The sequence below is a fragment of the Fibrisoma limi BUZ 3 genome, from assembly GCF_000296815.2.
Lineage (GTDB): Bacteria > Bacteroidota > Bacteroidia > Cytophagales > Spirosomataceae > Fibrisoma > Fibrisoma limi.
In genome coordinates this window covers 1,630,696-1,642,730 of sequence record NZ_CAIT01000009.1, presented here as the reverse complement: position 1 = coordinate 1,642,730, position 12,035 = coordinate 1,630,696, and the positions used below count along the sequence as shown (strand labels likewise).

Here is a 12,035-nt window from a genome sequence, read left to right as displayed (position 1 = left end):
ACCTAATTTTGACCGGTTTTTCAGCCAACGCGTTAGTTATCCGCATGACATCAGGTCGTCGAATGACTACATCTAACTTAACGCACTCAGCATGAGAGAAATACAGTTCCGCGAAGCCCTGCGGGAGGCCATGACGGAAGAAATGCGCCGGGACCCAAAGGTATATCTGATGGGCGAAGAGGTTGCCGAATACAACGGTGCTTACAAAGTGAGCCAGGGCATGCTCGATGAATTTGGTCCGGAGCGGGTTATTGACACGCCCATTGCCGAATTAGGCTTCGCCGGTATTGGTGTTGGTTCGGCCATGAACGGCCTGCGCCCCATCATCGAGTTTATGACCTTCAACTTCTCGCTGGTAGCCATTGACCAGGTCATCAACTCGGCCGCTAAGATGATGTCCATGTCAGGCGGTCAGTACTCAGTACCCATCGTATTCCGTGGCCCAACGGGTAATGCCGGGATGCTGTCGTCGCAGCACTCGCAGAACTTTGAGAATTGGTTCGCCAATACGCCCGGTCTGAAAGTAGTTGTACCGTCGAATCCCTACGATGCGAAGGGACTGTTAAAATCATCCATTCGCGATGACGACCCGGTTATTTTCATGGAGTCGGAATTGATGTACGGTGATAAAGGTCAGGTTCCGGAAGAGGAGTATCTGATTCCCATCGGACAGGCTAATATCGTTCGGGAAGGCAACGACGTAACGATCGTGTCGTTTGGTAAAATTCTGAAGGTCGCTATTCAGGCCGCCGAAGAACTGGCAAAAAACGGCATATCGGCCGAAGTTATCGACCTGCGTACAGTTCGCCCGATCGATTATGCTACGGTGATCAACTCAGTAAAGAAAACGAATCGCTGCGTGATTGTAGAAGAGGCCTGGCCGCTGGCTGCTATATCATCGGAACTTACGTACAACATCCAGCGCAATGCATTCGATTATCTGGATGCACCGGTGGTTCGCGTTAACAGTTTCGACCTGCCTCTGCCGTATGCACCAACGCTGATCGAAGCTATTCTGCCGAACGTGAAGAAAACGCTACAGGCCGTAGATGCGGTGATGTATAAGAAGTAAAAACAACCTACTCAATAAAAACAAATAAGCCGGGGCCTGAACTCCGGCTTATTTGTTGGCGGAAAAGCAAAAACCCGGTCGAGAACGGCCGGGTTTTTGCTTTGTTATTGATGTCAAAACGCCTGAAGACGTATTTTAGTTTAGCTATTGAAAAATAGTAAAACTATTTTTCATAAAATTTAACGAATGTGGATAAAGAGGCAAAGTTGTCCAAAGAAAACAGTGGTATAAAAACAACAAGCCGAATTATTTATGAGGTTTCAGTTCAGCATGTCGGTTCGCTGAACGTATTACGTCAGCGAGATCCGACGGTTATTTTCTTTTCAAACCTGAGAAAAGCCGTTGATGCTGTCACGGCCGAACTGGCAATGACCAACTGGCCGGCCAAAGTGAATTACATGGCGGTATACCGGGGAGTTAAGCAACGAGGCTTCTACAGTTGTGACTTTGACGTAGCCGGAACACGGGTGTTTCGTATCAAGATTGTGCCACGAGTACTGAATCCAGCTCTTCCGCGGCTGGAAATAGACGATAATCCCACCCGTTAAAGCCAGTGCCGGTCATACTCAATTCACCCGGAAAACGCTCAGTGGGCTAATGATTCGGATGTGAACGAAACCCGGCCGGTTTTCCGAAGGGCGGCCATTCCCCCGTCAATGTTAACCACGTTCTCGAAACCACGAGCCTTCAGAATGGAACTGGCCACCATCGACCGGTAGCCGCCGGCGCAGTGAACATAGATAGGTTCATCACGATTCAGACCAGCCATAAAATCGTTAAGATTGTCGAGGGGCATATTTTCTGCACTCGCTACGTGTTCGGTAGAATATTCGGCTGGCCGGCGAACATCAGCAATAGTCAGATCGGGGTTTAGCTGTAGGCGGTTCGCAAATTCGTCGGCCGAAATAGAGTCGATCCGGTCAATCTCCCGACCTGCCTGCCGCCAGTGATCAAAGCCTCCGTCGAGGTAGCCAATGCAGTTATCATAACCTACCCGGGCCAGCCGCAGAATGGTTTCCGTTTCCTGACCGGCAGGAGCTACAAGGGCTATTGGCTGGCGCAGATCAGGCACCAAGGCACCTACCCAGGGAGCAAACTGTCCATCCAGGCCAATGTTTACCGAATTGGGTATGAATCCGCTGGCAAACTCGCTGGCCTTCCGAACATCGAGGACCAACGCTCCTGTTTCGTTCACGGCTGCTTCAAACGCGTCCGGCGACAGAGCCTGGCTGCCGCGTTGCATAACGCGTTCCAGCGGTTCGTATCCTTCTTTGTTGAGCCGGGCATTTTCGGTAAAGTAGGCCGGAGCCGTGGTCAGACCGTCGAGTACCTGCTCGATAAACTGCTCTTTGGACTTGGCCTGAAGCGCGTAATTGAACCGTTTCTGATTGCCGAGCTTATCGGTAGTTTCCTTGCTCATGTTCTTGCCGCAGGCCGACCCGGCGCCGTGGGCCGGATACACAATAACATCATCAGCCAGGGGTATGATCTTGGTTTGCAGGCTATCGTAGAGCATACCGGCCAGATCACGCTCGGTCAGATCGCCTTTAATGGCCAGATCCGGTCGGCCAACGTCGCCGATGAACAAGGTATCGCCGGTGAAAATAGCGTGGTCTTTGCCTTCTTCATCAAGCAGCAGATACGTAGTAGATTCCAGTGTATGACCCGGCGTATGAAGAACCTTGATCGCTACGTCGCCTAGCCGGAAAACTTCGCCATCGTGGGCCTGATATACATCGTAGTGGGTGTTGGCGTTAGGTCCATACACAATGGTCGCCCCGGTTTTCTGGGCCAGATCCAGATGCCCCGACACAAAATCGGCGTGGAAGTGCGTTTCAAATACGTATTTGATAACGGCCTGGCTCTGCTCCGCCCGACGCACATAAGGGGTGGTTTCGCGAAGTGGATCAATGATAGCTGCTTCGCCCTTGCTTTCGATATAATAAGCCCCCTGGGCAAGACAACCGGTATACAACTGTTCAACAATCATGAGGAAGGCGGTTTGAGACCCGGATCAATACTGCAAAATCTCTCGCGAAAGAATGTAGATGGCCACTGCCAGCACGAACCAGCCAAATCCCTTTTTTAACTGTTCGGGCGCAACAAAACGCGCCAGGTACATTCCCACGAAGATTCCTACAACAGACAAACCCGTAAAGGGCAATAAAAAATTCCAATTAAGGTTGGTGTGGTGGATGTCGCCCAGCAGCCCAACGAACGAATTAACCGCAATAATCAGCACAGATGTTGCCACGGCCCGATGGATGGGAAGCCCCGCCAGTAGCACCAGCATGGGTACAATAAGGAAGCCGCCCCCGGCACCGATCGTCCCAGTCAGGAGACCCACGGCCAGCCCATCCAGCGCCAAGGTTATGTATCGGGGGCGACCGTCGGCGGCTTCTCCTCGTTCGGGCTGGTCGTTACGTATCATGGCCCGGGCCGCCAGCACCATCACGATGGTAAAGAAATAAAGGATCGCGTTGTCTTTGGGTAGAATGAATTCATTTACGCGAAACAAGGGGTCTGGGATGGCAGGAACCAGGAACCGGCGGCTGAGGTAAACCGAAACGAAGGAGGGAAGAGCAAAGGCGGCCGTAATCCGAAGGTCGACCCGTTTTTGCCAGAGGTGGTTTACCGAGCCAACCAGCGACGTAGTGCCGACAACGAACAGGGAATACGTAGTAGCCAGAATAGGCGGTATGCCAAAGGCATAGACAAAGATGGGGACAGTCAGAATGGACCCTCCGCCCCCGGCAAGCCCAATAACCAGCCCTACTACCAACGCCAGTGTATAGCCTATAGAGTAGTGTGTATCCATCCAGTACAAAACTAGTACGGACGGGGAAGATGTTCATTAGCAAAGCAAAAAGGCTCCAAACGTTTAGTCTGGAGCCTTGTAAAGCCACGAGCGTATCCGCTGTGAAAAAACCGATTATGAGTTATAGTCAGTCGGGTTATTCAAATTGCTATGCCGACGGCTGTAGGCGAAATACACGATAATACCCAGCGTACACCAGATAACGAATGAAATCTTGGTGTCGGTCCGCAGGTTGTACATCAGGTACAGGTTAGCCAGAATACCGAGCGTAGCAATAACCGGCAGGGCAGGAGTCCGGTATGGGCGCTCCAACTGCGGTTCACGAACGCGCAGCAGCCAAACAGCGCCACAGATCATGGCAAAGGCCAGCAGCGTACCTGAGCTGCACAGTTCCGACACCTTGTCGATCGGAGTCAGCGCTGCAACGGTCGCTACGATCAGGCCTACCAGAATCGTGCTTTTCCAGGGTGTTTTGAACGTCGGGTGAATCGACGCGAACAGGTTTCTGGGCAGCAAACCATCTTTAGCCATGCCGAGGAAAATCCGTGTCTGGCCCAGCATCATCACCAGCATAACCGAAGTAAGACCGGCAATAGCCGCAATCGTGATGATGTACACTGCCCACGTCAGTCCTTTGTCGGCGAAGGCCTGCGCTACCGGTGCCTTCAGGTCAAGGCTATCGTAACGTACCATACCCGTCAGCACGAGCGATACCAGGATGTACAGCAGCGTACAGATAATCAGCGACGCAATGATTGCAAATGGTACGTCTTTCTTTGGGTTGATGGCTTCGCCGGCCTGGGTTGATACGGCATCAAACCCGATGTAGGCAAAGAACACGATACTGGCGGCTGTTACGATACCGCTGAAACCGTAGTGAACCTGATTGCCATTGTCCGTTACCGGCTGCGGAATAAAGGGGGTCCAGTTGGCAGCATCAACGTAGAAGGCACCGACAATGATTACGAAAATTACGGCCGTTACCTTCATCATAACGATCAGGTTGTTGGTGCTGGCTGCTTCTTTGATACCCCGGACCAGGATGTATGTCACGACCAGTACAATCAGAAAAGCAGGCAGATTGACCGCGAAGGCATAATCGGGTACGGCTTCACCGGCGGCCCGCAGTGCAGCCGCTTTTTCGCGGGCTGTAATGGGGTCGTTCATCAAGTAAAGTGGCGGATTGATCCCGAAAAGATGCATCAGCTTTTCGAAGTAACCCGACCAGCTCACGGCTACGGTAGTGGCCCCCATCATGTATTCCAGAATGAGATTCCAACCAATAAGCCAGGCAAAGATCTCGCCGACTGTACCGTACGAATAAGCATAAGCTGACCCTTCAACGGGCAGGATCGACGCAAATTCGGCGTAGCACAGTGCTGCAAAGGTACAGGCTACTCCAGCCAGCACGAACGAAAGTGCCAACGCCGGGCCAGCCCAGTCATGGGCCGCAATGCCAGTCAAAACGAAGATACCGCCCCCGATGACGGCACCAATACCCAGCGACGTCAGACCCCAGCGGGTCAGTACGCGTTTGAGTTCACTTTTTTTAACATCCGACTCATAGGCCGCAAGCGGCTTCTTGCGCCAGATACTGGTGTCAACTGGTTTGAGTTTGGTTTCCATGCAGGAAAATTTAGTTTGGTTGGGATGCCGATCGGAAAAAGATTCTCACGTAAAACGCTGGGAAGATACAAAATTTAATTAGCGAATGAGTGAACGGGCGAATGTATGCCTTGGAAAATGGCCGCTCGTTCACTCATTCGCTAATCGATTAGGACTGCGACGGCCGGATCAGGGGTGTTTTCGGTTTTTTCTCCTTCTTGGCCGTAAATTCTTCAGGCGTAGGAGCGGCTTTCGTCGTGAAATCGGCCGGGATCGGATCCAGCCGCTTTTCACCTGTTCCACCAGTCGGTGCATCACCTTCCTTCTCCTGGTCGCGACTCAGGGAGTCGACCACGATCGGCGTAGCCACAAACAGCGACGAATACGTACCCACGATAACCCCAATCAGCATCGCGAATGAGAAGCCCCGGATGGTTTCGCCCCCGAAGATGAACAGGACCAGCAGGACCAGAATTGTTGAGAAACCGGTTACGGCCGTACGGCTCAGCGTACTGTTCAACGCATTGTTGATGACCGTAGCGATGCTTTCGCGCTTACCCCGGTTTTCGTTGAGGTATTCCCGAACCCGGTCAAATACCACCACCGTATCGTTCATCGAGTAACCCATGATGGTCAGCAGAGCGCCCACAAACGCCTGGTCAATATCGAGCGAGAACGGCAGGAAGCCGTTGAAAATCGAGAAAATTGCCAGAATGATCAGTACGTCGTGGAACATGGCCACGATGGCTCCGTAACCAAAGGCCAGCCGTTTGAACCGGATCAGAATGTACGCAAATACAACTGCTACGGCCAGCAGGATCGACCAGATAGCCGAAGTCAGAATGTCATTAGCGATCGTTGGACCAACTTTCTGCGAACTTTCAATCTTTGCCGGATTACCACTGATGGTAGCCAGGCCTTTGTAAATCGTTGCTTCAGCCTGCTTATCGGCTTCCGGCGTATTCACGTCAACCAGATACGGCGTAGTAACCTTCACCTGGTTAGCGCCAATCCCCGTACCGCCGTAGGTTTTTACTTCCGGTGAGCTACCCAGTACGTTCTCCAGCGCGTTCCGAACGTCGTCTGTACTGATCGATTTTTCAAAGCGAATGACGTATGAACGCCCTCCTTTGAAGTCAACGCCCAGGCCAAAGCCTTTGAAGATAACCGAGATGATACCCAGGCCGATAATCGCCGACGACAGCGTGTAGTAGAGACGACGCCGGGATACGAAATCAAAGTTTGAATCTTTGAACAGGTTCTTAGCCCACGATGAGCTGAACGTCAGCGTTTTGCCGTTCCGGATGTACGAATCCAGCAGCAGTCGCGTCACGAAGATAGCCGCAAACAGGGACGTCAGGATACCAATGATCAGCGTAGTGGCAAAGCCCAGAATCAGACCCGTACCGAAGATAAACAGAACCACCCCGGTCAGGAAGGTTGTTACGTTCGAGTCGATGATTGACGACAGCGAATTCTTGAAACCGTCGTGTACGGCCTGCTTGAAGCCTTTACCTTCCGCCAGTTCTTCTTTAATACGCTCGAAAATCAACACGTTCGCATCGACGGCCATACCAATTGACAGAACGATACCAGCAATACCCGGCATTGTCAGTACGGCGCCCAATGAGGCCATTATACCCAGCAGGAAGAAGAGGTTGACCAGCAACGCTGCGTCGGCAATCAGACCGGCGCGGTTGTAGTAGAACAGCACGAAGCCCAGCACCAGCAGAATACCGATGATTGACGACAGAACCCCGGCCTGAACGGCTTCTGAACCGAGCGTAGCACCCACCACGCTTTCCTCCACGATGTTGGTCGGTGCGGGCAGCTTACCCGCTTTCAATACGTTCGCCAGGTCTTTGGTTTCTTCAACAGTGAAGTTACCCGAGATGCTCGAACGACCGTTCGGTATTTCGTTCTGTACGTTCGGCGCGGTATACACGAGGTTATCGAGCATAATAGCTACCGGACGACCTACGTTAGCGGCCGTCAGGCTACGCCACTTGCGCGCTCCTTCGGCATTCATGTTCATCGTCACCTCAGGCCGGCCACGATCATCGTAGTCGTTAGAAGCATCCGTAATGACGTCACCTTCCAGCGGAGCGCGACCACCCGGCTTCTTCAGGAAATACAGCGGCAGGATTTCCTTGCCGTCGTTGGTTTCAATGGCTTTCCGGTCCCAGGAAAAGGCTACGTCGGCCGGGAACAGAGTCCGTACTTCCGGATCGTTCAGCACGTCATTGGCGCGGGCCGTATCTTTCAGGTATACGCCGAGCTGATCCTGCGAGATAGGAATGAACAGTTGCGTCAGCGCTGTGCTTTGAGCAGCTTGAGCCGTAGTGTCCTTCTTAGTTGAATCGGTCGGCTGGTTACGCTGGGCCAACTGCGACTCAAGGCTCGACGTACCGCTGCCGCTGGTTGCGCTGGTGGTAGCCGGTGTCGTTGCCTTCTGGGTCTCTTTGCGAGCGGCTTCCTGCTTCACAAGGTAAGCGCCCATCCCTTCAATAGCCGGGGCCAGTTCGTTCAGGCGGTACACTTCCACAAACTCAAGCTTGGCCGCGCCGGTCAGCAGGCGACGTACCCGCTCGGGGTTGTCGATACCCGGCAATTCAATCTGAATCCGGCCAGAACCCGGCAGCCGCTGGATGTTCGGGTTTGCAACCCCAAACTTATCGACACGGGCCTGAATGATCTGATACGCCCGGCTGATGGCATCTTCAACCTCGGTGTTCAGCAGACGACGAACTTCAGTGTCCGTCGACTGGTAGTTGATTTTGCCCCGGTTTGCGCTGGTTGCGAAGATCGTGGCCAGCTTGGTGTTCGGTGCCAGTTCTTTGTAATTGTCAACAAACAGGTCAACAAAGCTCGCGCTGCTCCGCTTCTGGTCTTCAATGCTTTGTTGCAGCGCCTGATTGAACTTCGGGTCACGGTTGTTGCCCGACAAGCCACGTAGAATGTCGGCCGGCGACACTTCCAGCACTACGTGCATCCCGCCCTGCAGGTCAAGACCCAGGCCCAGTTCTCGTTCAGTTACCTCCTGAAGCGTATTGCCCAGATAGACCTCTTCTTTCCAGAGAGAGTCCAGGTAGCGCTGTTTTTTGGCGCGGTCGACCACGCCCTGTTTGTTCGTCGCATAAGCTTCGGCATCGGCCTTAATGCTGCGCGATACGAACGTGAACGACAGGTAGTAAATGCTCAGTAGAGCAATCACCGCCGTCAGAATGATTATTCCGGTTCGGTTTTGCATACAAGTAGCAAGGACGGTTAGTCCGTGCGGAGAGATAATTGATTGGTAAAAATGAAATAGATAGAAAGACAGAATCGGCACGGAGGTGATGCGTCCGCGCTACGAAACGTTAGGGCGCGTTCGTGGCAATATGATGCCCAAAGACGTGGCGAAAAAACGAGAAATAATAATGCGGAATGGTAAAATACCGGAGCAGGGGTACGCTTAACAGCAGAAGAATGAGCAGCGTAGGCGCAGGAAGCAGAAACGCCGTCTGGTTGAAATCAAAGGAAATAGCCGGCGTAACGACGGCCTCGAACGAAGCCGTGGTCAGTTGTGCATCCGACGTGTGTGAATCAGTGGCTTTCTGCTGCTCTTTTACCGCTTTCGCCGACATGGCGTGCTGTGCCATCAGGCCTCCCTGCCCCCAAACTGCCGTGAAAAGCAGAAAAGTGGCCAGAAGCAGGCTCGAAAGACGCTGTATGACACGCGGTTGCTTCATAGAAATGGTAAAAGGAAGACAAATTTCGTACCATTTTATGAACAATGCAAGTGTTTGATAATCTATTAATTTGGTAGGTTTTTAATTAGGCGAAACAATAGTTCAACAGGTCGTTTTGTAAAGAAACCGTTAACTTTCGCCCATGAATCTGCAGGAATTTATTCAATTAGCGCTGGCTGAAGATGTCGGCGATGGTGACCATACTTCATTATCAACCATTCCGGCCGACGCGCAGAAGCGAGCCCGGCTGCTGGTAAAGGAAGCGGGTATTCTGGCTGGCGTTGATGTTGCGCTGGCCATATTTGCGGAAGTTGATCCCGCTTTGCAAGTAGATGTACTGCTCACCGATGGTGCAGCCATCAATCCCGGCGATGTAGTGCTGATCGTCAGTGGTAATGCACAGTCGATCCTGAAAGCCGAACGATTGGTTCTTAACTGTATGCAGCGGATGAGCGGCATTGCCACCCATACCCGCCAGATGGTAGACTTACTGGAAGGCACGCGGGCACAGTTGCTCGATACCCGCAAAACCACGCCTAATTTCCGCATTTGTGAAAAGATGGCGACGAAGATAGGCGGAGCCATTAACCACCGGTTCGGCCTGTTCGATATGATCTTGATCAAGGATAATCACGTGGACTACGCCGGGGGAATTGAAGCGGCTATTCGTAAAGCAAACACGTACCTGAACGAAACCGGCCGTTCACTACGGATCGAGGTTGAGACCCGGAACCGGGCCGAAGTGGAAGAGGTGCTGCGCATTGGTCAATCTGAAGGCACCAAAGTCGACATCATATTGCTGGATAACTTCAAACCCGATGGCGTTCGGGATATGGTACGGCTCATCAACGGCCGGTTCATCACGGAGGCATCCGGAGGCATTGACGAAACGACGCTCCGCGCCTATGCCGAAACCGGTGTGGACTACATCTCGTCAGGTGCGTTAACGCACCGTGTCCGGAGTCTGGACCTGAGCCTGAAAGCGTACTGAAAAGATGCGCAATGGCTGGCCTTCCAGTCATTGCGCATCAACAGACTTATCTGGCGAAATAGACCTTCGCGATTTTACCGTTTTCAATTTTGTAGATAGCCACGGCTTTCACGGGCGCCTGATCCGCAGCAAATGTCACGCTTTCATGGTCGATCACTGTATTCCCAACGGCAATGCGGTTGACGAGTTCGCAATGGAGAATCGGAGTCCGCTCAAACATACCGCTGTACTGCTTCCGCATAGTCTCCTTGCCCTTGTACTGAAGCTTGTCGGGGAAGGCGTAAATTTCAACGTCGTCGGCATAGGGTTCCAGGAAGGCATCGATGTTGCGGGCGTTGTAGGCGTTCAATTGCCGCTGCGCCAGATCGATAGGAGTGTCGGGGAGGAGCTTTTCAGGGGTTGTTACGTAGCCGCGGTTGATGATCGTTTCGATGCTGGTCAGCGCGTCGATGGTTTCGAGCGGGTTTTGCTTCAGGATAACTACGTTGGCCAGCCTCCCCTCGACTAAACTTCCCATCTGATTTTCTTTACCAAAAATCCGGGCTCCGTTTATGGTGGCCGATTTCAGCAAATCGGCGTTGGTTAGCCCGGCCGCCTGCATGGCTTTTAGTTCATCGATGAATGACGTACCGTGAAATGTACCCGGATTACCGGCGTCCGTTCCGGCCGCTACGTTGATACCCGCGTTCCACACCCTCTTTAAATTGATTCGCTTCAGTGAGTCAATGCGGGCTGCTCGCTCTTTGTAGGCCGTACTGGTAAAAACACCAGTGTATCGTTTGCGGAGTTCGGGTTCCGGCAGGTGTTTGATGTCAAACAGGGTACCCAGCACGTAGGGATTGGCTTTGTTGAATTCATACGTAGTAAGGATGCGGTCCGTAGTAAAAAAATCGGCATAGCCCCGATTAACAATCATGGTCGGGCAATAGCTGACTTTGTTTTTGCGCATCAGATCGAGCAGTTCGTCATCCACAACGCCATCTTCCGGGCTATGTACCAGGAAGTCGGCACCATATTTAACGCCTAGTTTAGCCGCCAGCAACTCCTGCGTATGAATGGCTACCTTAAGGCCATTTTTGTGTGCTTCGTCAATGGCAGCCTGCACAACCGGTATCATCTCATCGTTGGACTTGCCTATGCCGCGAATGATAAACCAGACTTTGATGAAATCGGGTTTGTAGGGCAGTTGCTTACGGACGATGTCGCGGGCTTCTTCGGGCGTGTTGGCTTTAAGAATGGGCGAGTCATCAACCTTAAATGCATCGGGCTGGTAGGTCGAGACCAGAGGGCCCGTCAGCAAAATACTCGGGCTGGTGTATTGCTGGTTGAAACGGTCGCGGTAGGGGAGCTGAGACATCGGCCCGCCGACGTCGATAACGGTCGTGATGCCGCAGGCCAGATACCGGCGTAGCAGGTCGCCCATGTTGTCGCGCAGCCACTGGCGTTCGGTTTCGTAAGGTCGGTACTTCGTTAAATTAAAGCCATCCGGGCGTGTGTAGATACTTCCCGACTGAAACAGGTGAATATGGCTGTCGATCATACCCGGTATCAGCCACTTGCCTTTGGCATCAATGACCGTAGCACCGGCGGGGGCTTTAAGGTTCTTGCCAATCCTGGTAATGGTTCCCTGTTCAATCAACAGGCTGACGTTCTCACGTACCTTACCCGTTTCAACGTCGATGAGGTTGCCACCCACAACAACAACGGGTTGGCTGGGTAACGTAACGGCCCGGCTGGAATCACGGGCTGTAGGTTGTCCCCACCCTATCAAGGTAGTACTGAGGGCCAAAATCAGTAAAACGTATTTCATGAATCTGT

The 12,035-nt window shown here is 52.6% G+C and carries 9 protein-coding genes; 3 read left to right on the top strand and 6 right to left on the bottom strand.

Annotated elements, in window-relative coordinates; all coding sequences use genetic code 11:
* Nucleotides 1-91 precede the first annotated feature (91 nt).
* Together BN8_RS26590 and BN8_RS26585 are read left to right on the top strand one after the other, a co-directional pair.
* Nucleotides 92-1,072, top strand: a complete 981-nt coding sequence (locus BN8_RS26590) for a pyruvate dehydrogenase complex E1 component subunit beta (RefSeq protein ID WP_009285051.1) — start codon at nt 92-94, stop codon at nt 1,070-1,072.
* 188 nt (nt 1,073-1,260) lie between these two features.
* Nucleotides 1,261-1,620, top strand: coding sequence for a hypothetical protein (locus BN8_RS26585; protein WP_009285050.1), 360 nt, complete (start codon nt 1,261-1,263; stop codon nt 1,618-1,620).
* 38 nt (nt 1,621-1,658) lie between these two features.
* Here the strand turns inward: BN8_RS26585 and BN8_RS26580 are convergent, their stop codons facing one another.
* From BN8_RS26580 to BN8_RS26560, 5 genes are all read right to left on the bottom strand, one after another.
* The gene (locus tag BN8_RS26580; RefSeq protein ID WP_009285049.1) at nt 1,659-3,062 is read right to left on the bottom strand and encodes an MBL fold metallo-hydrolase; all 1,404 of its coding nucleotides are present in this window, start codon (nt 3,060-3,062) and stop codon (nt 1,659-1,661) included.
* Between the two features lie 24 nt (nt 3,063-3,086).
* Nucleotides 3,087-3,890, bottom strand: a complete 804-nt coding sequence (locus BN8_RS26575) for a sulfite exporter TauE/SafE family protein (protein WP_009285048.1) — start codon at nt 3,888-3,890, stop codon at nt 3,087-3,089.
* Nucleotides 3,891-4,004: 114 nt separating this feature from the next.
* A complete protein-coding gene (locus BN8_RS26570) occupies nt 4,005-5,516 on the bottom strand; it encodes an APC family permease (protein ID WP_009285047.1) in 1,512 nt (503 codons plus the stop codon).
* A gap of 148 nt (nt 5,517-5,664) precedes the next feature.
* The gene (gene secDF, locus BN8_RS26565; RefSeq protein WP_009285046.1) at nt 5,665-8,745 is read right to left on the bottom strand and encodes a protein translocase subunit SecDF; all 3,081 of its coding nucleotides are present in this window, start codon (nt 8,743-8,745) and stop codon (nt 5,665-5,667) included.
* A gap of 109 nt (nt 8,746-8,854) precedes the next feature.
* A complete protein-coding gene (locus BN8_RS26560; RefSeq protein WP_009285045.1) occupies nt 8,855-9,226 on the bottom strand; it encodes a hypothetical protein in 372 nt (123 codons plus the stop codon).
* 142 nt (nt 9,227-9,368) lie between these two features.
* Here BN8_RS26560 and nadC point away from each other — a divergent pair, with 142 nt between their 5' ends.
* Nucleotides 9,369-10,217 (top strand): carboxylating nicotinate-nucleotide diphosphorylase, encoded by an 849-nt coding sequence (gene nadC / locus BN8_RS26555; RefSeq protein WP_009285044.1) that lies wholly within the window; start codon nt 9,369-9,371, stop codon nt 10,215-10,217.
* Between the two features lie 46 nt (nt 10,218-10,263).
* Here the strand turns inward: nadC and BN8_RS33715 are convergent, their stop codons facing one another.
* On the bottom strand, nt 10,264-12,027 hold the full coding sequence (locus BN8_RS33715) for an amidohydrolase family protein (protein ID WP_009285043.1): 1,764 nt from the start codon (nt 12,025-12,027) through the stop codon (nt 10,264-10,266).
* Nucleotides 12,028-12,035: the final 8 nt, after the last annotated feature.